This window comes from Rhizobium sp. AP16 (assembly GCF_000281735.1).
Classification (GTDB): Bacteria; Pseudomonadota; Alphaproteobacteria; order Rhizobiales; family Rhizobiaceae; genus Rhizobium; species Rhizobium rhizogenes.
Genome location: NZ_AJVM01000086.1, coordinates 36,553 through 58,407, shown reverse-complemented (window position 1 = coordinate 58,407; position 21,855 = coordinate 36,553). Strand labels below are relative to the sequence as shown.

Genomic DNA, 21,855 nt, shown 5'->3' with positions numbered 1-21,855 from the left:
AGCTCGATCGATAAAAGCAAATGGAGATGCTGAATGTTCTCTGTAATGGCATGCATTCGCGACGAGCACGACATCAGGTTGATTTTCGTCGCAGCCGCCATTTGCTTGATCGGCAGCCTGGCGACGATGCTGCTGTTTTCGCGGGCGCAGGAATGCCGATCGCAGCAGCGCAGCTATTGGGTGGTCGCTGCCGCCTTTGCCAGCGGGGTCAGCATATGGGCCACGCACTTCATTGCCATGCTGGCCTATGACGGCGGTCTGCCGATCAGCTACGGCCTCTCGCTCACGATCCTCTCCGTGGTCTTTGCCATCCTTGGTTCCTGGTTCGCCATTGCGGTCGCTTTCGAATGGGACAACACCATCTCTTTTGCCATCGGCGGCATGCTGATGGCACTTGGCATCGCCTCCATGCACTTCACCGGCATGCAGGCCATCCAGGCGCCAGCGATCCTTGCCCACGATCCGTCACGGACATTGGCGGCAATTGCAGCCGGCGCTGCTTTGGGAGCACTCTCCTTCGTCGCCTTTTTCCGCATGGGCGGCCAACGGCGGATCGCGCTCGGCACGCTGCTTCTGGTGCTGGCGATCTGCGCCCTGCACTTTACCGCCATGAGCGGCGTTACGCTGACACCGGACCCGACTGTGGAGGCGGCGACCCTTTCGATCGACCGTATCGTGCTGGCCGGCATCATCATGGCGGCATCGACGGGGCTGGTTCTGATTGCGCTTGGCGCCGCCTTCGTCGACCGCCATCTGACCGATTTGCGCGGTTTCGCCAATGCCTCGCTTGAGGGTATGCTGATCGTTCGCGACGGCCGCGTCATCGATGCCAATGAGCGGTTCGTCGCCATTTCGGGCTGGTCGTTGCAGCGGTTGATCGGTAAGTCGCCGGGGGATTTTCTCACGCCGGACGCCGCCATGCGCCCCGAGGAAGCCGCTTCGCTGGAAACCGCGCTCTTAAGTGAAAGCGGCAGGAGCATTCCCGTCGAGGTCGTCATCCGCACCATCATCTATCGCGGGCACGAATGCCGCGTGCTGGTCGTGCGGGATTTGACGGAGCGCCGGCAGGCGCAGCAGATGATCGAGCATCTGGCCCATCATGATACGCTGACGGATCTCCCCAATCGCGCGTTTTTCGACGAGCGCATCCGTCAGGCCTTGCAGATGGCAGAGCACAAGGGGACGGAGGCCGCCGTCTTCTGCCTCGACCTCGATCGGTTCAAGGCGATCAACGACGTTTTCGGTCATGCCGAAGGGGACCGTATCCTTTGCAAGGTCGCTGATATTCTTCGTCGTTCGGCCGAGGATAGCGACACGGTGGCAAGGCTCGGCGGCGATGAATTCGCGATCATTCAGCCGGGGCAATCGCAGCCGGAGGGTGCGCGCCGGCTGGCGGAGCGCATCCTGGCAGAATTCGCCGCGGAGATGGACACGGCGCGCGATCCGACTGCCGTCGGCGTCAGCCTGGGGATCGCCATCTATCCGCGGGATGGCCACAGCGCCGAGCAGCTCTATTGCAATGCCGATATCGCCCTCTACCGCGTCAAACATACCAGCCGTGGCTTCGCGTGCTTTTTCGATGCCGGTATGGACGAAACGGTCCGCACCCGCCGCCAGATCGAAAGCGACCTTCGTCAGGCGATCCTGCGCCGACAGCTCCATGTCGACTACCAGCCCATTCTCGACGCTCAAAACGGTCAGATCAGTGGCTATGAAGCCCTGTTGCGCTGGGATCATCCGGTGCGCGGCGTGATCGAGCCGGATACCTTTATCCCGATCGCCGAGGAGAGTGGATCGATCGTCCAGCTTGGCGAGTGGGTGCTGGAACAGGCCTGCATCGAGGCGGCGCGCTGGCACGACAAGGCCAGTATCGCCGTCAATGTTTCGCCGGTGCAATTCATGATTCCGACCTTGTACGATCAGGTGGCGCAGATCTTAGCAAGGACTGGTCTCGATCCGCATCGGCTGGAGCTCGAGATCACCGAAGCCGCCCTGATGCGCGACCGCGTTGTCGTGCTCTCAACCCTGCAGCGTCTGCACCGGTTGGGCGTTCGTGTCGTGATGGACGATTTCGGCACCGGCTATTCCTCGCTAAGCAACTTGCGCGCCTTTCCCTTCGACAAGATCAAGGTCGACCGCAGCTTCACCGGGGCGCTGGAACATGATCCGGCGGCCCGTTCCATCGTGCGCGCCATCATCGGGCTCGGTCATAGCCTGAACATGCCGGTGGTGACGGAAGGTGTGGAAACGGAGAGCCAGCGCCGTATCGTCGTCGAGGAGGGCTGCGCGCAACTTCAGGGCTTCCTACTGGGCAAGCCTGATATCGAGCCGAGCAGCAGGTTTTCCGCATCGGATAAGACCGTAGCCTGATTAGATATGTTTGGCGTTTTCCAGGATGCGTTTGACATATTCGAGCAGCAATTCGCGCTCGAAGGTGCGGAAGCCTCTGAAGAGGTCCCTGTCCGCCGCGATCGCGGCCTCGACGGCTTCGGTTTGCATGGCGGTGGCCTTGCCGGTCAGGAAGATCAACTGCGCGCGCTTGTCGGATGGATGTGGCCGGCGCTCCACCAACCCGTCGCGCTCCATGCGTGATAGCGTATTGGCCATCGTCGCTTGTTCTATGTCGACGCGCTCCAGCAATTGCTTCTGCGTCAGCCCGTCTTCGGTCCATAATTCGAGCAGGATCGGGAACTGACCGGGGGAAAAGCCGAGCCGTGCCGCACGTTGTTGTAACGAGCGGGAAAATCCCTTTGCCATCTGATTGGCAAGGTAGGTCGCGGAGTCCGTCCGGTTAAATCCCATGATTGTAATTATGCCAGTATTCCGGGCCAAAACAATCGGCAATTCTCGGGCGGGGCCTGTCCGGAATCGGCGGAGTTGCAACGGTATTTCGAGCAGCGTTCCGCTGGGCTGTGCGAGCGGATCAAACAGAAAAGCCGCCATGGCCTGGAGGGGCGCCATGGCGGCTTAGAAAAGGAGGACAAAGGCCCGGAGAGGGGGATAGGCCTTTGTCCAAGTCTGACATGGCGGGGGACAGGCCGGTTGTCAGACCCTCGGCGTAATCAATCGCCGGTGAGTATGAAATGAGGTTCCAAATATGGTTTTTCAAGGGAATATGCAGTTTAGATTGATTAAAACTTGGTAACGTTTCAGTGAGAGATTTGGCCTGTCCGCGCGTTGTCTGATGGAACTTTATATGGACGTTGGAAGTGCACCACGCTATCCATGCTTCCATGAAAAAAGGTGATCATCTCTTCCTCGTCGACGGCTCCGGATTCATTTTCCGGGCCTTCCATGCCCTGCCGCCGCTGACGCGCAAGTCCGATGGAGTGCCGGTCGGCGCCGTCTCCGGTTTCTGCAACATGTTGTGGAAGCTTTTGACCTCGGCGCGCGATACGTCGGTCGGCGTGACGCCGACGCATTTCGCCGTCATCTTCGACTATTCCTCGAAGACATTCCGTAAGGATATCTACGACGCCTACAAGGCAAATCGCTCGGCGCCGCCGGAAGAGCTGATCCCGCAATTCGGGCTCATTCGCCAGGCAACCCGCGCCTTCAACCTGCCCTGTATCGAGACGGACGGTTTCGAGGCCGACGACATCATCGCCACCTATGCCCGCCAGGCCGAGGCAACCGGTGCCGACGTCACCATCATCTCCTCCGACAAGGACTTGATGCAGCTCGTTACCCCAATGGTCCACATGTATGACAGCATGAAGGACAAGCAGATCGGCATTCCCGACGTCATCGAGAAATGGGGCGTGCCGCCGGAAAAGATGATCGACCTGCAGGCCCTGACCGGCGATTCGGTCGACAACGTGCCCGGCATCCCCGGCATTGGCCCGAAGACGGCGGCGCAGCTTCTGGAGACGTTCGGCGATCTCGACACGCTGCTCGCCCGCGCCGGCGAGATCAAGCAGGAGAAGCGCCGCGAAAACATCATCGCCAACGCCGATCTGGCCCGGATTTCCCGGCAGCTGGTGACGCTCAGGACCGACGTACCGCTGGAACTGCCGCTCGACGCACTGGTGCTCGAGCCGCAGAACGGCCCGAAGCTGGTCGGCTTCCTGAAGGCTATGGAATTCACCTCGCTGACGCGCCGCGTCGCCGAGGCCTGCAATTGCGATCCGACGGCGATCGAACCATCTGACGTCAAGGTCGAGTGGGGCGACACCGCCCACGGCCCGGATCTCGATGTCGGAGACAATGTCGAGCTCGTCGCCGGCGGCACCGTCGCGGCCGAGGGCGCTTCCGTTCCCGCGCCGGCGGTCAAGCCGCGCGTGGGTGTCGAGGGGCTGACCGAACCTGCCGACCTCACCAAGGCCCGCGCGGCAAGCTTCGCCACCGCACCGATCGACCATTCGAAATATGCCACCATCCGCGATGTCGCCACCCTCGACCAGTGGATCGCGGATGCGCGCGAAACCGGCATCGTGGCCTTCGACACAGAGACGACGTCGCTCGATGTCATGCAAGCCGAAATCGTCGGCTTTTCGCTGGCGATTGCCGATAACAAGAACGATCCTACGGGCGCTTCCATCCGCGCCGCCTATGTCCCGCTCAACCACAAGAATGGTGTCGGAGACCTGCTCGGTGGCGGACTTGCCGACAACCAGATCCCGCTGCGCGACGCGCTGCCGCGGCTGAAGGCGCTGCTGGAGGATACTTCCGTCCTCAAGATCGCGCAGAACCTGAAATACGACTACCTGCTGATGAAGCGCTATGGCATCGAGACCAAGGGCTTCGACGACACGATGCTGCTGTCCTACGTGCTCGACGGCGGCGCCAACGCCACGCATGGCATGGACAGCCTGTCGGAACGCTGGCTCGGCCATAAGCCGATCGCCTACAAGGACGTTGCCGGCAGCGGCAAGTCTAACATCACCTTCGACCTCGTCGATATCGACCGCGCCACAGCCTATGCCGCCGAGGATGCCGACGTGACGCTGCGCCTCTGGCTGGTGCTGAAGCCCCGACTGGCAGCAGAAAAACTCGCAACCGTCTATGAGCGCCTGGAGCGGCCGCTGGTGCCGGTGCTTGCCCATATGGAAGAGCGCGGCATCACCATCGACCGGCAAATCCTGTCGCGTCTCTCCGGCGAGCTGGCGCAGGGTGCGGCCCGGCTGGAGGACGAGATCTATACGCTCGCCGGCGAGCGTTTCAACATCGGTTCGCCCAAGCAGCTCGGCGATATCCTCTTCGGCAAGATGGGCCTTGCCGGAGGGAGCAAGACCAAGACCGGGCAGTGGTCGACCTCGGCGCAGGTGCTGGAAGACCTGGCGGCTGCCGGCTTCGAGCTGCCACGTAAGATCGTCGACTGGCGCCAGCTCACCAAGCTGAAATCCACCTATACCGACGCACTGCCGGGCTACGTCCATCCTGAGACCAAGCGCGTCCACACCTCCTATTCGCTGGCCTCGACCACGACCGGGCGCCTGTCCTCCTCTGAGCCGAACCTGCAGAACATTCCGGTCCGCACCGCTGAAGGCCGCAAGATCCGCACGGCTTTCATCTCGACGCCCGGCCACAAGCTGATCTCGGCCGACTACAGCCAGATCGAACTGCGTGTGCTGGCGCATGTTGCCAATATTCCGCAGCTCGAGCAGGCCTTCGCCGATGGCGTCGATATTCACGCCATGACGGCGTCGGAAATGTTCGGCGTGCCGATCGAGGGCATGCCGAGCGAAGTGCGCCGCCGCGCCAAGGCAATCAACTTCGGCATCATCTACGGCATTTCGGCCTTCGGCCTCGCCAATCAGCTGTCGATCGAGCGCTCGGAAGCCGGCGACTACATCAAGCGATATTTCGAGCGCTTCCCCGGCATTCGCGACTATATGGAAAGCACCAAGGCGACGGCGCGTGACAAGGGCTATGTCGAAACCATCTTCGGCCGCCGCGTCCATTTCCCGGAAATCCGCTCCTCCAATCCCTCCGTGCGCGCCTTCAACGAGCGCGCCTCGATCAATGCCCCGATTCAGGGCTCGGCCGCCGACGTCATTCGCCGCGCGATGATCAAGATGGAGCCGGCGCTGGCCGATGCGGGCCTTGGCGATCGCGTTCGCATGCTGCTGCAGGTGCACGACGAATTGATCTTCGAAGTTGAGGACGCCGATGTCGAACGCTCGACTCCGGTCATCGTCTCGGTCATGGAAAATGCCGCCATGCCGGCGGTTAATATGTCCGTGCCGCTGAAGGTCGATGCGCGGGCGGCGAACAATTGGGATGAGGCGCATTGAGCGCCTTATCTCAAGCTGATTCCTATCGTCTTATAAGCGTTTCCAGCTCTGCGACGATCACACGGCCCGCCTCTTCCAGCGTGCCGCTATTGTCGATGTCGGCGACATCGTAGCTGCCCTGAACGGTGAGCGAGCCGCGCTCCAGCCGTTTCAGCACGTCCTCGCGGCTTTCTCGGCCGCGCGCTATCAGCCGCTCCGCCAATACTTCGCGCCGCGCCGTAACGTTGATGACCTTCAGCTTCGGAAATGCCGCCTGGAAACGATGGAGCACCGAACGGGAGCCATTGGCGACGACGAGGTGGCCGTTGGCGAGTTCGCCCTCGACATCACTAGGAATGCCGTATTTCAGGCCGTGCGCCTCCCAGGAGACGGCAAAGGCGCCGTCCTGTTCCATGGCGTCGAAATCGGCGTCGGAGACGCTTCTGTGGTCTTCGTTACCAGCATCGCCATAGCGGGTGATGACGCGACGGACGAAATGAATGTCCGACCGGCCGGCGAAATGCCGGGCGGCGAGATTCATCAGCGTATCCTTGCCGGCGCCGCTCGGGCCGACGACCACGACCATGATCCCGGCTGTGTTTGCCGAGAGGTCCTTAGTCGGCTCTGTCTTGGCGTCGAGCGTCATGCCACACGCCGTCCTTCCCGCCAGACCGAGCGCGTCACCGGCACGCCGTGATCGCGGCGGACGCGCACGAGATCGGCGCGCAGTCCCTCGGCGATGCGGCCGCGATCGTTGAGGCTGACGGTCTTGGCCGGGGTCGCGGTGACCATGGCGATCGCCTGCGACAGCGAGATACCCTCGACTTCGTCGGCGAGAATGAAGGGCGCGTGCAACAGGCTGAGCGGCACGTAATCGGAGGAGAGCACGTCGAGCACGCCGAGTTCGGCGAGATCGCGGGCGGCGATGTTGCCGGAATGCGACTTGCCGCGCACGATGTTCGGCGCGCCCATCAACACGCTCATGCCGGCCCCATGCGATGCCTTCGCCGCATCGACGCTGGTCGGGAACTCCGCCAGCCGCACGCCGTAATTGATCGCCTCGTCGACATGGACAAGCGTCGCGTCGTCATGGCTGGCAATGGTAATACCGCGCTCATTGCAGACCTTCGAAATGGCATCGCGATGCGGCGTTGCGTATCGGGCCGATTCTGCCTGGCGCTTGGCGACAAAAACGGCAAAGGCCTCGTCGCTGAGGCCGCGCTTCTTCTGGTAGTAGAAGATGTATTGGTCCATTGTCTGGAACTGGCGCTGGCCCGGCGCGTGGTCCATCAGCGAGACCAGGCGGACATAGGGGTCCTTCTCGAAATCCTGGAAGTGATCGAGAACGTTGTCGGAGGAGACCTCGCAGCGCAGGTGGATCAGGTGGTCGGCGCGCAGCCGGTCTTCGCGCTGTGCCGCCTGGATGGCGTCGGCCATGTCGCGCATCTCGCCCTTTTCGAAACCGCCGTCTTCGTCGGAGCCCATGCGCAGGCAGTCGAAGACGGTGGTGATGCCCGAGGTGACGATCTGGGCGTCATGCGCCTGGATGGCGGCCGTCTTGTTCCAGCGCACGCCGGGGCGCGGCGAATAATGGGCTTCCAGATGGTCCGTATGCAGCTCGACCAGACCGGGGATCAGATAATCGCCCTCGAAATCCTCGCCGATACCGGACCTGCCGTCGGAAATATCGGCGATCCGCCCGTCGCGGATCAGCACGGAGCCCTCAAGGATCTTGTCTTCGAGGACGATGCGGGCGTTGGAGAGGACGATTTCTTTGGTCATGTCAGGTCTTTCACTTTTGGGCGTCGGCAAGCGGCAGCCAGGAACGGACGGTAAAGGGTGCGCCACGCTCTTCTTCGACGAAGACGGCGAGGCCGGAAATATCGAGCGGCTTGCCGGTATGATCGGCGAAACGATCGCGCAGCAGGTCATGGATGCTGGCCTGTTGCTCGGCCGCGACCTTGCCGGTCAGTGTCATATGGAAGCGGAACTCGTCGTTCACGTAAGGATAGCCCCAGCGCAGCAGGTTTGCACGCTCCGCCTCGCTCAATCCCTCCGGCTTGCGCCGCGCAATATCGGCTTCGGAAAGGGCGGCGCGAAACGGCTCGAAGGTCTTGACGACTTGAGCGGCGAAATCCTGAAGCGGCTGATAGACGGCTCCCGGAACGAGCGCGAAGAACTGGCCGAGCTGGCCGAGCACAAGCTCAGGAATGGCAAAGGCCGGCGTGCGCGCGGCGAAATCGGCGGCCACGTCGAGAAGATCGCGCTCCGTGACCGAGCTTGCCAGCTCGAAAGGCGCCTTCAGCGTGGCGTGAAAGCCGTAGCGGCGCGGATCGGCGGTGACCTCGGCATGGTTCTCGGGCACGACGCCGATCGCCTTGTCGGAAAAGATTTCATTCGAAAAGGCATCGCGGCCGAGCCATCGGGCGGCGAGCGCCGTCAGGGGATCGGCTTTTGGCGGCGTAAAATAGAGAGCGTAGCGCAAGGCTATATTCCTTGGAAAAATCGGCTGCGCGAGACACTGTTGGGTGATTTGCGCCAAACCGCAAGAGAGGCCAGACGGTATCGAATCGAATCCGGCTAAACCCGGTGCGCCCGATCTTATCCTGCCCGGGCTTCCGCTAAAGGATTCCCGTGACAAAATGATGATGCGATACGGTTTTTTGTTGTCTTTTTTACCTGTTTTGCGTGCCCATCAGGCGTGTCCGCAGCGCGCTGGAGGCGGCGTCGAACAGAAAGACGACGATCAGGATCAGCAGCACCATATAGGCGACGTTTTCCCAATTGGCGTTGGTACGCATGGCTTCCCATAGCTTCAGGCCGATGCCGCCGGCGCCGACCGCGCCGATGATGGTGGCGCCACGCACGTTGGATTCCCATTGATAGAGCGTCTGGCTGACGATGACGGGAACGATCTGCGGCATGATGCCGTAGCGATGCACGAGGATGGTTGACGAACCGGTGGACTTCACGCCTTCGCGCGGCTTGTTGTCGATATTCTCAAGGCCCTCGGAGTAGAGCTTGCCGAGCGTGCCGGTCTCGGTGAGGAAAATCGCGCCGCTGCCGGCAAGCGGTCCGGGGCCGAAGGCGCGGGTCAGGAACAGCGCCCAGATCAGCATGTCGACCGAGCGCAGGAAGTCGAAGAAGCGTTTCAGCACCTGATTGAGCAGCCGGTTTGGTGTGATGTTGCGCGCTGCGAGGAAGGCCAGTGGGAAGCCGACGACTGAGCCGAGCAGCGTGCCGAGGAAGGCCATGACGATGGTCTGGAACAGCTTGGACCAGACATCACCGTGCTGCCAAGCGGCATTGTTCCAGACATTGTCGAAGGCGAGCGAAAGGTTCGATTCATCGGGATTGAGCCGGGGACCGGAGACGATCAGGCTGATGACTTCGCCCGCCGGCTTGTCGAAGAAGGGCGAATGCGTGTCGAAGACGAAATTCGCCCAGCCGATGAAGCGCTTGCGGATTTTCACGCGGTCCGTGGAGATGCTGACATTGCCGGCAAAACCCATGTCCACGAGGATATTATCGTCATAGACCGTCATCCAGGCGGGAACCGGCTCCGAGCCGATCACCTTTGGCACGTCGCCGGTGATGTCGATCGGGATAGTGACACCATGCGCGGTGAGGATCGCCTGTGTCTTGGTGATCGTCACGGTGCGGCTGGTGCCGCTGACCGAGACTGTCAAGCTGCCGTCGGGGTTGTTTGTCACCCAATCCGGGTGCGGATTATCACCCAGCGGCGAAAAGCGCGGATATTTGATGCTGATCGTGTCGCCGGAAATGCGGAATTCCGGCTGTACGTCGTAGCTGACCCATTCGCTCAGATAGATGCCGACGCGCTCCCAGTGGGCCTCAGTGATGACTTTCGGCAGGTCGAAGAACCAGACGGCGTAGAAGCCGTAGAGGATCACGCCGATGAAGACCATCAGGGCACCAAAGCGCTGGCGAAAGGATCGGTGCAGGATCTCCGGGTAGCGTGCTTCGATATCCTGCATGCGGCTGGCGTCGATAACGGACATGGGCGACCTCAATGCTGCAGAAGGAAGGCATGTTCGCCGACGAGACGGCGACGGAGCCATGCGGAAAACTGATCGACGGCGATGATGGTGATGAAGAGCAGCAGCACGAGCGCCACCGTCTTGGCGCCGAAGCCGCGCGAGATAGACAGCTTTAGCTCCTCGCCGATGCCGCCGCCGCCGACGGCGCCGATGATGGTCGAGGCGCGGACGTTGATTTCCAGGCGCAGCAGCGCATAGGACATGAAATTCGGCATCACCTGCGGCAGGGCGCCGAAGCGGACGCGCTCCGTCCAGCTGGCGCCGACCGCTTTCATGCCCTCATCCGGCTTCATGTCGATATTTTCGACGACTTCGTAGAAGAGCTTGCCGAGCGCGCCGATCGTGTGCAGGCCGACGGCGATGATGGCGGCGATCGGGCCGATCGACAGGATCGCCGAAAACAGCCCGGCAATGACGATCTCGGGGAAGGCGCGCAGGAATTCCATGACGCGCTTCGTCACCAGCCGTACAGGATTGGACGGCGACATGTTGCGGGCGGCAAAGAAGCTGAGAGGCAGGGCGACGATGAAACCGATGATGGTCGATACCAGCGCCACGTTGATCGTGATGATCATCAGCTCGAAATATTCGGGAATGTAGAAATTGCCCCAGACATAGACGCGGCCGAGGGGAAAATTGAATTCTTCGCCGCCAACGCCGTTTGCGCCGTTCGGGCTCGCAAGATCGAAGAGTGCGCGATAGACGTCGGCCCAATCCTTGGGGATCAGCCAGCTCAGGAAATCGAAGAGATGCGGCAGGCGGTCGAAGAAATGGCCTGCATTGCTCTCGTCAGCGAAGCGGACGGAGCTGACGAAGGCGATGATCAGGATCGCGAGCCCGAGCCCGGTATAGAGACGGCGCCGGGCCACCATGCGGCTCCAGGCATCGCCGATCTCCTTGGCGCTGTGGGGCGCGCTCTGCATCTGTGGCTGGGCATCGGCAATCGTCATGAAAAATACCGCCTTGAAAAATAGCAAAGAGGCGGCCGTTGCCGGCCGCCTCGCAGTCAGGACGAAGATCAGCCGCCGATGGCAGCTTTGCGAACTTCGATAACGGCGTTGTAGAAGTCCGGCTTGACCTTGACGTAGCCTTTGAAGTCGCCGCCTTCGATGGCGTTGAAGCACTTGGCGTCGGCGGTCGGGAGCTTCAGGAAGAAGTCGGTCAGCTTGGTCTGCCATTCGGCGCCGAGAGCGTTGCGAACGACGAGCGGGCCGTTCGGGATCAGCGGCGAACGCCAGACTTCAACGAGCTTGTTCGGGTCGACGGCGCCTTTGTCGACTTCCTTGCGGAAGGTGCCGGAGGTGTAGCCGTCCTTGAAGTCGCCGAGGCCCGAGGAGTCGTCGACAGCGACGTCGACCTTGCCGTCATAGGCGGCGAGCAGGTTGTTCTCGTGACCGCCGTTGAACTGGGTCGAGGCGAAGAACTTGTCGTTCGGCATGCCGGTGTCCTTCGGGATCTGCGTCAGCGGAACGAGATAGCCCGAGGTGGAGTCCGGATCGGCGTAGCCGAGCTTCTTGCCCTTGGCGTCCTTGATGCTCTTGATGCCGGAGGACTTGAGCGCGAGACCGATCGAGTAATAGCCGGTCGAGCCGTCAGCCTGCTGCGTGGTCAGGATCGGGGTGACGGCTTTCGGGTCCTTGATAGCGACGGCTGCATAGCCGGAAGCGCCGAGTTCGGCAAAGTCGAGCGTGCCGCCGAGAAGACCCTGGATAACGCCGTCATAGTCGGCGGCCGGGAACAGCGATACCTTCTCGAAGCCGAATTCCTTCTTCAGGTGATCGGAGAGGCAGGCATAGTTGCGCAGGCGGTCGGCTTCGTTTTCGCCACCGAGAATACCGACGCGGAATTCCTTGAGGTCCTGAGCGGCAGCGCCGCCGGCAAGCGCGAGAAGCGCCGTGGCTGCAAGAAGGGTCTTCTTCAACATGGGTTCGTCTCCTGGTTAACCGGTGTGTCCCCGGATGTCTTCGGTCTGAAAAAATGCGCCCTTGACGCGGGCTCTCGATCGCGGCCGGCTCCCTCTCAGGGACCGGCCAGTGCCAGCGGTTGCAGGCCGGCGGATGCATGTGCCGCGGCTTGCGCGGCCTGATCGGGAATGTTGATGGCGGTCGACGTCATCGTCTCGTCGACACCGGCGCCATCCTTGTCGGTGCCGTAGATTTCCTTGACTGCTGCGGCCGTCAGGTCGGACGGCTTGCCGTCGAAGACGACACGGCCGGCGGCCATGCCGACGATGCGTTCGCAATAGTTGCGGGCCGTATCCAGCGTATGCAGGTTGGTGATGACGGTGATGCCTTCGCGCTCGTTGATGTCGCGCAAAGCGTCCATGACGATCTTGGCGTTGAGCGGATCGAGCGAGGCGATCGGCTCGTCGGCGAGCATCATCTTCGGCTGCTGCATCAGCGCGCGGCAGATGGCGACGCGCTGCTGCTGGCCGCCCGACAGCGTGCCGGCCATCTGCAATGCGGTCTGCTCGATGCCGAGGCGCCCGAGTGCCGCGATCGCTTCGATGCGCTCTTCACGGGTGAAGACCGAGAGAAGGCTCATGACGGTCGAGCGCTGGTTGAGGCGGCCGAGCATGACGTTGGTCAAGACGTCGAGGCGCGGGACCAGGTTGAACTGCTGGAAGATCATGGCGCAGTCGCGCTGCCAGTTGCGCAGCGCCCGGCCACTCAGCTTGGAAACCTCGGTGCCGGCGAAATGGATCGAGCCGGAAGTCGGGTCGGCGAGGCGGTTGATCATGCGCAGCAGCGTGGACTTGCCGGCGCCCGAGCGGCCGATGACGCCAACCATCTGTCCTTGCGGAATGTCCAACGTCACGGAATCGACAGCGAGCTTGTTTCCGAACCGGCGCGAGACATTCTTGAGCTCGAACATGAAGCTTTCCCTTTCGCCGCTGCTTTGGTCCGCAGCTGGCATTGACGTCGCGCTACTAACTATGAATAGGCACAGGTGCCTTGGCTCAAAACGGAATTTCGAGCGGCTGTGCGCCAAGTATAGGCAACGCATTATCGCCGCTTCATGAAGCTCCGATGTCAGATTTGTGTAAGTGTTGTTACAATCCCCCGCTATTGGTGCGGTGGGATGATTCAGTGGAGCCGCATTAGTTGCTGTCGGCGTCAAATAAACCCGTTGGGAGACCATCCATGCTGCGGACGTTCTTTTCCCGCCGATATTCCTCGATACCATCGGGACCCTTGGCCTTGGCCCATTGATCGAGGCTCGGCCTTTCGCCTTCATAGGAAAAGAGCGGCACGCCGAAGCCGCAGGAGGTCTGGACGAGGTCTATATCCAGCCAGACGATCTGGCGGGCACCGAGCGGTTCGTCGCCGGCATAATGGGTATGCAGCAATTCCCGGTATTCAGCCGATGTCCGGTGAATGATCCGGCCGCGCCCATAGAGGCGCAGGATCATCGGCGGCCCCGCGACGGCGCAGAACATGATGGTCAGCCGCCCATCGGCCTTCATATGCGCCGAGGTCTCGTTGCCGCTGCCGGTGCGGTCGAGATAGATGGCGGTATTGGGTGAGATGATGCGCAGGCACAGCGTCTCGCGGGGCGAAACGTTGACGCGGGACGTCCCGGTCGCAGATGCCGTAAAGAAGATATGTTGCCGGGCAATGAAATCGTTCAGCCGGTCATCGATGCTTTCGAACTGTTTTGCCATGAAGGCGTCTCCCTCGAATATCTGGTCTCAAAGGGTCGCCAGACGCTGGATCCTCAGTCGGCCGGCGCAAGCCCCGTATCGGCGAAAAACGTCCTCATGCGCCGTAGCGGATCAAAAAATCCTCGGCGGAAAGGGCGCGGAAGTCGGTCAGCGCCGTGCGCAGAGTGGCGTGATCCCAGTCCCACCAGGCAAGCTTGTCCATCCGCGCGCCGACCTCGGTGGTGAAACGCTCGCGGATGAGCTTGGCCGGTACGCCACCGACGATCGTATAGGGGGCGACATCCTTGGAAACGACGGCACCGGCGCCGATGACGGCACCATTGCCGACCGCAACACCAGGCAGGATGGTGGCGCCGTGGCCGATCCAGACGTCATGACCGATCACGACGCGGTTCTCGCGCCGCCAGGTGAAGAAATCCGTCTCCATATCGGCATCCGGCCAATAATCGGCGGCGCGATAGGTGAAGTGATGCAGCGTCGCCCGCCATGTCGGATGGTTGGTGGCGTTGATGCGGACGCTGGCGGCGATGTTGACGAACTTGCCGATCGTCGCGCACCAGACGGCGCCGTCCTGCATGATGTAAGAATAATCGCCGATCTCGACTTCGTCGATACGGCAACGCTCCGAGACCTCGGTGTAGCGGCCGAACGTCGAGTTCTTGACCGTTGCTGTCGGGCTGATGAAGGGCGATTCGCCCAGTTGGCGGCTCATGCGGCGGACTTTCTGGGTGAGAAGCGGGAGACGTCGAGAATCCGGCTACCGACCGCTTCGCGCACTTCCTCGTCGTGGAAGATGCCGAGCAGGGCGACGCCGGCCTTTTTCTTCTCCTCGATCATCGAGACCACGACGGCGCGGTTCCGGGCATCGAGGGAGGCCGTCGGCTCGTCGAGCAGCAGGATGGCGTGGTCGGTGATGAAGCCGCGGGCGATATTGACGCGCTGCTGCTCGCCACCGGAGAAGGTGGCGGGCGGCAACTGCCAGAGCTCTTGCGGCAGGTTGAGCTGGGCGAGCAGGGCGCCGGCCCTTTGCCGGGCATCCGCCAGTACCACGCCGCGCGCCAGAAGCGGCTCGGCGACGACATCGATGGCGGCCACGCGCGGCACGGTGCGCAGGAACTGGCTGACATAGCCCATGGTATGGCGGCGAACCTCGAGCACGGTGCGCGGATCGGCGGTGGCGAGATCGGTGATCCTGTCCTTGTGCGCCACCAGGATCTGACCGGCGTCGACGGCATAGTTGCCGTAGATCATCTTCAAGAGCGAGCTCTTGCCGATGCCGGAGGGGCCACCGAGCACGACGCATTCGCCGGCTGCGACCGAGAAGGAGACATCGGCGACGACAGGCAGGCGAATGCCGTCGCGCAGATGCATGGTGAAGCTCTTGAAGACTTCGGAAACGACGAGGGGGGTTGCCATGATCTTATTTCCTCAGACCTGCAGGATCGAAGAGACGAGCAGCTGCGTGTAGGGTTCGCGCGGATCGTCGAGCACGCGGTCGGTCAGACCATGTTCGATGACGTATCCGTCCTTCATCACCATCATGCGGTGCGACAGCAGGCGGGCGACGGCGAGGTCGTGGGTGACGATGATCGCCGACAGGCCGAGATCGTTGACGAGGCCACGCACGAGGTCGAGCAGGCGTGCCTGCACCGAGACGTCGAGGCCGCCGGTCGGCTCGTCCATGAATACCAGGCGCGGGCCGGTCACCAGATTGCGGGCGATCTGCAGGCGCTGGCGCATGCCGCCGGAAAAGGCGCGCGGCTGGTCGTCGATGCGGTCGGCATCGATTTCGACGCGTTCCAGCCAGTCGACCGCCGTGGCGCGGATATTGCCGTAGTGACGGTTGCCGATCGCCATCAGCCGCTCGCCGACATTGGCGCCGGCCGAGACCGTCATGCGCAACCCGTCGGCGGGGTTCTGGTGGACGAAGCCCCAGTCGGTACGCATCAGAAAGCGACGCTCCGCCTCGTTCATGCGGAAGAGGTCGCGATAGGTCTCGTCGCGCATGTGGTATTCGACGCTGCCGGTGGTCGGCAGCAGCCGCGTCGAGATGCAGTTGAGCAAGGTGGTCTTGCCCGAGCCGCTCTCGCCGACGATGGCCAGGACTTCGCCGGGCCAGAGATCGAAGGAGACGTCACGGCATCCGATGCGACTGCCGTAGAATTTCGAGATGTCCTTGACCTTGAGGAGTGGTGTGTCGCTCATTCGGCGGCCTCCTGATTGGGTGCCGGCCCATTTGGCGCCAGCATCGGGCCGACATGGCCGTGGGCGCGGCGGTCTTCACAGAAATCGGTGTCGGAGCAGACGAACATCCGTCCGCCTTTGTCGTCGAGGATCACTTCGTCGAGATAGACCTGCTCGGCCCCGCAGAGCGCACAGGGCTTCTCGAAGCGCTGTACTTCGAAGGGGTGATCCTCGAAATCGAGGCTGACCACGTCGGTATAGGGCGGCACCGCATAGATGCGCTTCTCGCGGCCGGCGCCGAAGAGCTGCAGCGCATCCGACAGGTGCATTTTCGGATTGTCGAATTTCGGCGTCGGAGATGGGTCCATCACGTAGCGGCCGGCGACCTTGACCGGGTAGGCATATGTCGTGGCGATGCGGCCGTTGCGGGCGATGTCCTCGTAGAGCTTCACATGCATGAGGCCGTATTCCTCGAGTGCATGCATCTTGCGGGTCTCGGTCTCGCGCGGTTCCAGGAAGCGTAAGGGTTCCGGGATCGGCACCTGGTAGACCAGCACCTGGTTGGGGCCGAGCTTGGCTTCCGGGATGCGGTGGCGCGTCTGGATGATCGTCGCCTCTTCCGTGCGGGTGGTGACCGCGACATTGGCGACCTTCTGGAAGAAGGCGCGGATGGAGACGGCGTTGGTGGTGTCGTCGGCGCCCTGGTCGATGACTTTCAGGACGTCGTCCGGCCCGATGATCGCCGCGGTGAGCTGCACGCCGCCGGTGCCCCAGCCATAGGGCATCGGCATTTCGCGCGAGGCGAAGGGCACCTGATAGCCGGGAATGGCGATCGCCTTCAGGATGGCGCGGCGGATCATCCGCTTGGTCTGTTCGTCGAGATAGGCGAAGTTGTAGGTGGCGAGATCGGTCATTCGGCTGCCTCCGTCAGGGGATCCTTGCCGCCGTCGCGGGCGGCCTCGAAGTCGCGGCGCATGCGGCGCACCAGGTCGAGTTCGGCCTGGAAGTCGACATAGTGTGGCAGCTTCAGATGTTCGACGAAGCCGGTTGCCTGCACGTTGTCGGAATGGGAGATGACGAACTCCTCGTCCTGGGCGGGGGCGACGATATCCTCGCCGAGCTCGTCGGCGCGTAGCGCCCGGTCGACCAGCGACATGGCCATGGCCTTGCGCTCACTCTGGCCGAAGACAAGGCCGTAGCCGCGGGTAAACTGCGGCGGCGCCTTGGCCGAGCCCTTGAACTGGTTGACCATCTGGCACTCGGTCACCTGGATGCTGCCCAGTGAGACGGCGAAACCGAGTTCCGGCACGTCGAGTTCGACCTCGACTTCTCCGATGCGGATTTCACCGGTGAAGGGATGGTTGCGGCCATAGCCGCGCTGGGTGGAATAGCCAAGCGCCAGAAGAAAACCCTCGTCGCCCCGGGCGAGCGCCTGCAGGCGCAGGTCGCGGGTCATCGGGAATTCCATCGGCTCGCGCGTCAGGTCGCCGGTTTCGTGATCGATCGGCATCTCGCCATCGCCCTCGATCAGCCCTTCTTCGGCCAGGATTTCGGAGACTCGCATGACGCGACCCTCTTCCGCCGACCGCTGCATCGGCTCGTCCACCGGCTCGTCGGTGAGCAGGCTCGGGTCGAGCAGGCGGTGGGTATAATCGAAGGTAGGGCCGAGAAGCTGGCCGCCCGGCAGGTCCTTGTAGGTAGCGGAGATGCGGCGTTCGATCTTCATCGCCGCCGTATCCAGCGGCTGGGAATAGCCGAAGCGCGGCAGCGTCGTGCGGTAGGCGCGCAGTAGGAAGATCGCCTCGATCATATCGCCGCGCGACTGGCGCACGGCAAGTGCTGCGAGCGTCCGGTCATAAAGCGAGGCTTCGGCCATGACGCGGTCGACGGCAAGCGCAAGCTGCGCGACGATCTGGTCGATGCCGAGCGCCGGCAGCGAGCGGTCGCCGCGGCGACGATCGGCGAGCAGCCGGTGAGCATTGGCGATGGCGGCTTCGCCGCCTTTTACGGCAACATACATGCGTCAGATCTCCGTCGCGATGATCTTGGTGGTGCGCGGCAGGCAGAGGAATTGCCGTCCGGCCGTCAGAACGAGGTCGACACCGCGCGGGAAGAGCGCGCGATTGTCGTTCCAGAAGCGCAGGAACGTGTCCGGCAGGCCGATGGGCGCAATCATGTTGATGTCGGCAATCCCAGGGCCGGAGAGCGCCAGTTCCTTGCCGCCTTCGAGGCTCGCGATTTCCAGCGCGATCGTCGTCGAGCGGTCGGGATATTCCTGGGTGCCGACATCGAACTGGTTGAGCGAAGCGAGCAGCACGCCGGCTTCGACGAAGGCAAAGCGGGCCTCGAGCTTTTCGGACGTCACCGGCGCGCCGGTGTGGAAGCCGAGCCATTCCGGCATGGTCGAGCGCGCAAGGCCGCCCGACATCCAGACCGATGTGTCATGGTCGCAAAGGGTGAGCGCAATGGCGCCGGCGGCGATGCCGAGGGGTGCGGGCGGTGCGATGTCGGAGACGACCGTTTGCAGGGTTCCCGGCCGCGCCATCGCGTCCATCATCATCTTGAAGACGCTCTGCGCGTCGAAGACCGGGTTGGTAAAGCCGCCGGTCAGGGCATCGTTGTCAGGGGTGATGGTGTTGGAAAGGGTCATCAGTCTTCTCCGCGGACCATGGTGAAGAAATCGACGCGGGTAGCGGCCGTCTCTTCGGCTCTTTGCCGATCCCGTCCGGCGATCCGCTCGGTGATCGGCAGCAGGATCGCCTTCTCGACGAAATCCTTGGTGGCCGGCTGATGCCAGAGCGCGTCGAAGATCGCCGCCAGCCGTACCTTCTCGCGGTCGGTGCCGAGCGCATGCGCGTGGCCGACCGTGCCGGAGGCGAGTCTGATGGTAGCGCGGGTTACCGTGACCTCGCCGAGATTGAAAGGTGCGCCGCCGCCGCCGATGCGCCCGCGCACCATGACGAGACCGGTTTCTGGCCCACGCACGGGCTGGATAGCCGGCTTGTCGGACAGTGCTTCCCAGGCCGCATCGAGCTCGTCGCGCTCGGCCCGGGCCAGAAGGTCCGCCGTGCGCTTGCGTTCCCGGCGCTCCTGCGCAGCTACCTCTTGCCTCTGTGCTGAATTCATCGCGTCTTCCTCAAAATGTCTATTGATATAGACAACCATACAAGGTATGTTTTATATCTATTGGGGCGACGTGACAAGCGTATGACAGGACAAGCGGGAAATATGGCGGGGCAGAAGGTACAGAGACAGACGGGCGTGGCGCTCTGGCGGCAGATTGCCGACCGGATTCGCGCGTCGATCAATCAGGGCGATTTCGACGAGACCGGCATGGTGCCGCCGGAAACGGCGCTGGCGCTGCAGTTCGGCGTCAACCGGCATACGGTGCGAAGCGCGCTGGCCGCTTTGGGGCAGGAAGGCATCGTTCGCGCCGTGCAGGGGCGGGGCACCCTGATCGAGCGCAAGGAACGCCTGAATTTCCCGATCTCGAAACGGACACGATTTTCTCAAGGGATCGGCGATCAGGCGCGCGAAGCGCGCAGCGTGCTGGTGGCGGCCAGCCGTGAAATTGCCAGTGCCGAGGTGGCCCGCTGGCTGAAGCTGACACCTGGCGCAGCCGTCGTCCGGCTGGAAACGATCGGCCGGGCCGACCATCGCCCGGTGTCACGCGCTACGAGCTGGTTTCCCGCCGACCGCTTTGCCGATATCGCTGAGATCTATGGAACCACCGGCTCGATCACCAAGGCTTTCCGCGAACTCGGCGTCGCCGATTATGTTCGTGTCGTCACGGAAATCACCGCCACCCATGCGGAGGAAGGTGACCTCACCGACCTCGAACTCTCCCCCGGTGCCATCGTCATGAATACCAGGGCATTGAACGCCGATCTCGACGGCGTGCCGGTGCAATATTCGATCTCACGCTTTGCCGCGGATCGGGTGCGGTTCACGATCGAGAATTGAAGCTGTAATCTGAATTTTAAGAAAGCTGTCTATCCAGCTTGCTGCGGGTTTCTTCCCGTAGAGCAGCGAATTCGGCTTCTACTTCGCCAGCGGGAATAAGATTACCTGCATTGGCAGAATTCTGTCCCGCCAGTATCTGCTGCCGAAACCAAGCGCTATAACTAATCACGTCTTTTTCGTGTTTCATTCTCGTTCCATCGTCAGCTCATATGCTACGCCGCATGCGTAGCGTAGCATATGAGAGCATCAAGAATAGTCAGCCGTGGTAGCGCAGCCGCTCAATGCGCGCCGGACATGTCGCCGAGCACTTCCTTGGAAGCGACGGTGGAGTCGGCGTTGAGCTTGTAGACCATCGGCACGCCGGTCGCGAGGTTAAGCGCCAGGATCTGTTCCTTGGTCAGGCGGTCGAGCACCATGACCAGTGAGCGCAGCGAATTGCCGTGGGCGGCGACGAGCACTTTCTGGCCGGCGAGCACGCGCGGCAGGATTTCGGTGAGGTAATAAGGCCAGACGCGGGCGCCGGTGTCGCGCAGGCTTTCGCCGCCGGGCGGGGGCACGTCGTAGGAGCGGCGCCAGATATGTACCTGTTCCTCGCCCCACTTGGCGCGGGCGTCGTCCTTGTTGAGGCCGGAGAGATCGCCATAGTCGCGCTCGTTCAGCGCCTGATCCTTGATCGTTTCCAGGCCGGGCTGACCGACTTCATCGAGGATGATCTTCAGCGTGTGCTGGGCGCGGGTGAGCACCGAGGTGAAGGCGATGTCGTATTTGATGCCGTAATCGGCCAGCGCCTTGCCGCCGGTCTTGGCTTCTTCAACGCCCAGCGCTGTCAGGTCGGGATCCTTCCAGCCGGTAAAGAGATTCTTCAAATTCCAGTCGCTCTGGCCGTGGCGAACGAGGACGAGAGTACCGCTCATAATGTCACTCCTTGAAAGGATCGTATCAACGTGTGGAAAGCCCGAGGACATCGAGCATGGAATAAAGGCCGGGCTTCTTGTCGCGCGCCCAGAGAGCCGCTTGAAGCGCGCCGCGGGCAAACAATGACCGGTCGCCCGCACTATGGGACAACGTCAGCCGCTCGCCTTCGCCGGCAAAAATAACTGAGTGATCGCCGATGACGGCACCGCCGCGCAGCGTGGCAAAGCCGATCGAACCCGCCGGACGCGGGCCGGTATAGCCGTCGCGTACGCGCACGGAATGATCGCCGAGATCGATGCCACGCCCCTTGGCAGCGGCTTCACCCAGCAGCAGGGCGGTGCCCGATGGCGCGTCGACCTTGTGCTTATGGTGCATTTCCAAGACTTCGATGTCCCAATCGGCCGGCGGAAGCGCCCGCGCGGCCTGCTCGACAAGGACGCTCAAAAGGTTGATGCCGAGGCCCATATTGCCCGACTTGACGATGCGGGCGTGTCGGGCGGCAGCCTTGAACCTGGTCTCGTCTTCGGCAGAGCAGCCGGTGGTGCCGATGACGTGGACAATGCGCGCCTGGGCGGCGAGGTCGGCGAAGGTGACGCTGGTTGCCGGCGTGGTGAAGTCGATAACGCCGTCGGCATGCAGGAAGGCGGAAAGCGGATCGTCGGTGACGGGAATGCCGATCTGCCCCAGCCCGGCGATCTCGCCGGCATCCTTGCCGATGAAAGCCGAACCGGGGCGCGCGACGGCGGCGTGTAGGGTCAGGCCTTCGGTGGCGTGGATGAGGCGGATCAGAGCCTGACCCATGCGGCCTGCCGCGCCCACCACCACCAGCTTCATCGCATCGTCGCTCATGTCG

22 protein-coding genes are annotated in these 21,855 nt (G+C 62.5%); 3 read left to right on the top strand and 19 right to left on the bottom strand.

All coding sequences use genetic code 11. The features are described 5' to 3' along the window. Positions 1–33: 33 nt before the first annotated feature. A complete protein-coding gene (locus PMI03_RS29525) occupies positions 34–2,370 on the top strand; it encodes an EAL domain-containing protein (RefSeq protein ID WP_007703044.1) in 2,337 nt (778 codons plus the stop codon). On the opposite strand, the gene PMI03_RS29520 is transcribed toward PMI03_RS29525, so the two are convergent. Continuing rightward, the gene (locus PMI03_RS29520) at positions 2,371–2,802 is read right to left on the bottom strand and encodes a MarR family winged helix-turn-helix transcriptional regulator (RefSeq protein ID WP_007703039.1); all 432 of its coding nucleotides are present in this window, start codon (positions 2,800–2,802) and stop codon (positions 2,371–2,373) included. Between the two features lie 431 nt (positions 2,803–3,233). Here PMI03_RS29520 and polA point away from each other — a divergent pair, with 431 nt between their 5' ends. After that, a complete protein-coding gene (gene polA, locus PMI03_RS29515; RefSeq protein WP_007703036.1) occupies positions 3,234–6,236 on the top strand; it encodes a DNA polymerase I in 3,003 nt (1,000 codons plus the stop codon). A gap of 22 nt (positions 6,237–6,258) precedes the next feature. Here polA and phnN read toward each other — a convergent pair whose 3' ends face one another. The 15 genes from phnN to phnG all read right to left on the bottom strand — a co-directional run bounded on the left by phnN (position 6,259) and on the right by phnG (position 19,250). Then, on the bottom strand, positions 6,259–6,861 hold the full coding sequence (gene phnN / locus PMI03_RS29510; protein ID WP_007703033.1) for a phosphonate metabolism protein/1,5-bisphosphokinase (PRPP-forming) PhnN: 603 nt from the start codon (positions 6,859–6,861) through the stop codon (positions 6,259–6,261). Continuing rightward, positions 6,858–7,997: an alpha-D-ribose 1-methylphosphonate 5-triphosphate diphosphatase gene (locus tag PMI03_RS29505; protein ID WP_007703030.1), complete on the bottom strand. Its 1,140-nt coding sequence runs from the start codon at positions 7,995–7,997 to the stop codon at positions 6,858–6,860. Before PMI03_RS29505 ends, phnN begins: the two co-directional genes overlap by 4 nt. 10 nt (positions 7,998–8,007) lie before the next feature. Then, positions 8,008–8,700 (bottom strand): DUF1045 domain-containing protein, encoded by a 693-nt coding sequence (locus PMI03_RS29500; RefSeq protein WP_007703027.1) that lies wholly within the window; start codon positions 8,698–8,700, stop codon positions 8,008–8,010. 190 nt (positions 8,701–8,890) lie between these two features. Beyond that, the gene (phnE, locus tag PMI03_RS29495; RefSeq protein WP_007703024.1) at positions 8,891–10,237 is read right to left on the bottom strand and encodes a phosphonate ABC transporter, permease protein PhnE; all 1,347 of its coding nucleotides are present in this window, start codon (positions 10,235–10,237) and stop codon (positions 8,891–8,893) included. 8 nt (positions 10,238–10,245) lie between these two features. Further along, entirely contained in the window at positions 10,246–11,226 is a 981-nt protein-coding gene (gene phnE / locus PMI03_RS29490) for a phosphonate ABC transporter, permease protein PhnE (protein ID WP_007703021.1), read from the bottom strand. Between the two features lie 68 nt (positions 11,227–11,294). Next, a complete protein-coding gene (phnD, locus tag PMI03_RS29485) occupies positions 11,295–12,200 on the bottom strand; it encodes a phosphonate ABC transporter substrate-binding protein (protein WP_007703018.1) in 906 nt (301 codons plus the stop codon). Positions 12,201–12,295: 95 nt separating this feature from the next. Next, on the bottom strand, positions 12,296–13,150 hold the full coding sequence (gene phnC, locus PMI03_RS29480) for a phosphonate ABC transporter ATP-binding protein (RefSeq protein ID WP_007703015.1): 855 nt from the start codon (positions 13,148–13,150) through the stop codon (positions 12,296–12,298). Positions 13,151–13,376: 226 nt separating this feature from the next. Beyond that, complete coding sequence (locus PMI03_RS29475) at positions 13,377–13,940, bottom strand: pyridoxamine 5'-phosphate oxidase family protein (RefSeq protein ID WP_007703013.1); 564 nt, start codon at positions 13,938–13,940, stop codon at positions 13,377–13,379. 94 nt (positions 13,941–14,034) lie between these two features. Then, positions 14,035–14,652, bottom strand: coding sequence for a DapH/DapD/GlmU-related protein (locus PMI03_RS29470; protein WP_007703009.1), 618 nt, complete (start codon positions 14,650–14,652; stop codon positions 14,035–14,037). Continuing rightward, positions 14,649–15,356 carry a phosphonate C-P lyase system protein PhnL gene (phnL, locus tag PMI03_RS29465; protein ID WP_007703007.1) on the bottom strand — a complete coding sequence of 236 codons (708 nt, stop codon included), beginning with the start codon at positions 15,354–15,356 and terminating at the stop codon, positions 14,649–14,651. The genes PMI03_RS29470 and phnL overlap by 4 nt, the downstream gene beginning before the upstream one ends. A 12-nt stretch (positions 15,357–15,368) precedes the next feature. Next, complete coding sequence (phnK, locus tag PMI03_RS29460) at positions 15,369–16,145, bottom strand: phosphonate C-P lyase system protein PhnK (protein WP_007703004.1); 777 nt, start codon at positions 16,143–16,145, stop codon at positions 15,369–15,371. Next, positions 16,142–17,038 (bottom strand): alpha-D-ribose 1-methylphosphonate 5-phosphate C-P-lyase PhnJ, encoded by an 897-nt coding sequence (locus PMI03_RS29455; protein ID WP_007703001.1) that lies wholly within the window; start codon positions 17,036–17,038, stop codon positions 16,142–16,144. Before PMI03_RS29455 ends, phnK begins: the two co-directional genes overlap by 4 nt. Next, positions 17,035–18,144, bottom strand: a complete 1,110-nt coding sequence (locus PMI03_RS29450; RefSeq protein WP_007702997.1) for a carbon-phosphorus lyase complex subunit PhnI — start codon at positions 18,142–18,144, stop codon at positions 17,035–17,037. Before PMI03_RS29450 ends, PMI03_RS29455 begins: the two co-directional genes overlap by 4 nt. Positions 18,145–18,147: 3 nt before the next feature. Then, positions 18,148–18,774, bottom strand: coding sequence for a phosphonate C-P lyase system protein PhnH (gene phnH / locus PMI03_RS29445; RefSeq protein ID WP_007702993.1), 627 nt, complete (start codon positions 18,772–18,774; stop codon positions 18,148–18,150). Then, entirely contained in the window at positions 18,774–19,250 is a 477-nt protein-coding gene (gene phnG / locus PMI03_RS29440; protein ID WP_007702990.1) for a phosphonate C-P lyase system protein PhnG, read from the bottom strand. Before phnG ends, phnH begins: the two co-directional genes overlap by 1 nt. A 102-nt stretch (positions 19,251–19,352) precedes the next feature. On the opposite strand from phnG, the gene phnF reads away from it, so the two are divergent. Next, positions 19,353–20,087, top strand: a complete 735-nt coding sequence (gene phnF / locus PMI03_RS29435) for a phosphonate metabolism transcriptional regulator PhnF (RefSeq protein WP_007702989.1) — start codon at positions 19,353–19,355, stop codon at positions 20,085–20,087. Between the two features lie 16 nt (positions 20,088–20,103). Here the strand turns inward: phnF and PMI03_RS31945 are convergent, their stop codons facing one another. From PMI03_RS31945 to dapB, 3 genes are all read right to left on the bottom strand, one after another. Beyond that, positions 20,104–20,274, bottom strand: a complete 171-nt coding sequence (locus PMI03_RS31945) for a hypothetical protein (RefSeq protein ID WP_174015308.1) — start codon at positions 20,272–20,274, stop codon at positions 20,104–20,106. 91 nt (positions 20,275–20,365) lie between these two features. Further along, positions 20,366–21,001, bottom strand: coding sequence for a 2,3-bisphosphoglycerate-dependent phosphoglycerate mutase (locus tag PMI03_RS29430; protein ID WP_007702987.1), 636 nt, complete (start codon positions 20,999–21,001; stop codon positions 20,366–20,368). 25 nt (positions 21,002–21,026) lie between these two features. Continuing rightward, positions 21,027–21,851 carry a 4-hydroxy-tetrahydrodipicolinate reductase gene (dapB, locus tag PMI03_RS29425; RefSeq protein WP_007702985.1) on the bottom strand — a complete coding sequence of 275 codons (825 nt, stop codon included), beginning with the start codon at positions 21,849–21,851 and terminating at the stop codon, positions 21,027–21,029. Positions 21,852–21,855 lie beyond the last annotated feature (4 nt).

Bases quoted from the DNA above. Each gene is read 5' to 3' on its own strand.
- PMI03_RS29525 (WP_007703044.1), top strand. From the start codon at position 34: ATGTTCTCTGTAATGGCATGCATTCGCGACGAGCACGACATCAGGTTG.
- PMI03_RS29520 (WP_007703039.1), bottom strand. From the start codon at position 2,802: ATGGGATTTAACCGGACGGACTCCGCGACCTACCTTGCCAATCAGATG.
- polA (WP_007703036.1), top strand. From the start codon at position 3,234: ATGAAAAAAGGTGATCATCTCTTCCTCGTCGACGGCTCCGGATTCATT.
- phnN (WP_007703033.1), bottom strand. From the start codon at position 6,861: ATGACGCTCGACGCCAAGACAGAGCCGACTAAGGACCTCTCGGCAAAC.
- PMI03_RS29505 (WP_007703030.1), bottom strand. From the start codon at position 7,997: ATGACCAAAGAAATCGTCCTCTCCAACGCCCGCATCGTCCTCGAAGAC.
- phnE (WP_007703024.1), bottom strand. From the start codon at position 10,237: ATGTCCGTTATCGACGCCAGCCGCATGCAGGATATCGAAGCACGCTAC.
- phnE (WP_007703021.1), bottom strand. From the start codon at position 11,226: ATGACGATTGCCGATGCCCAGCCACAGATGCAGAGCGCGCCCCACAGC.
- phnD (WP_007703018.1), bottom strand. From the start codon at position 12,200: ATGTTGAAGAAGACCCTTCTTGCAGCCACGGCGCTTCTCGCGCTTGCC.
- phnC (WP_007703015.1), bottom strand. From the start codon at position 13,150: ATGTTCGAGCTCAAGAATGTCTCGCGCCGGTTCGGAAACAAGCTCGCT.
- PMI03_RS29475 (WP_007703013.1), bottom strand. From the start codon at position 13,940: ATGGCAAAACAGTTCGAAAGCATCGATGACCGGCTGAACGATTTCATT.
- PMI03_RS29470 (WP_007703009.1), bottom strand. From the start codon at position 14,652: ATGAGCCGCCAACTGGGCGAATCGCCCTTCATCAGCCCGACAGCAACG.
- phnL (WP_007703007.1), bottom strand. From the start codon at position 15,356: ATGGCAACCCCCCTCGTCGTTTCCGAAGTCTTCAAGAGCTTCACCATG.
- phnK (WP_007703004.1), bottom strand. From the start codon at position 16,145: ATGAGCGACACACCACTCCTCAAGGTCAAGGACATCTCGAAATTCTAC.
- PMI03_RS29455 (WP_007703001.1), bottom strand. From the start codon at position 17,038: ATGACCGATCTCGCCACCTACAACTTCGCCTATCTCGACGAACAGACC.
- PMI03_RS29450 (WP_007702997.1), bottom strand. From the start codon at position 18,144: ATGTATGTTGCCGTAAAAGGCGGCGAAGCCGCCATCGCCAATGCTCAC.
- phnH (WP_007702993.1), bottom strand. From the start codon at position 18,774: ATGACCCTTTCCAACACCATCACCCCTGACAACGATGCCCTGACCGGC.
- phnG (WP_007702990.1), bottom strand. From the start codon at position 19,250: ATGAATTCAGCACAGAGGCAAGAGGTAGCTGCGCAGGAGCGCCGGGAA.
- phnF (WP_007702989.1), top strand. From the start codon at position 19,353: ATGGCGGGGCAGAAGGTACAGAGACAGACGGGCGTGGCGCTCTGGCGG.
- PMI03_RS31945 (WP_174015308.1), bottom strand. From the start codon at position 20,274: ATGAAACACGAAAAAGACGTGATTAGTTATAGCGCTTGGTTTCGGCAG.
- PMI03_RS29430 (WP_007702987.1), bottom strand. From the start codon at position 21,001: ATGAGCGGTACTCTCGTCCTCGTTCGCCACGGCCAGAGCGACTGGAAT.
- dapB (WP_007702985.1), bottom strand. From the start codon at position 21,851: ATGAGCGACGATGCGATGAAGCTGGTGGTGGTGGGCGCGGCAGGCCGC.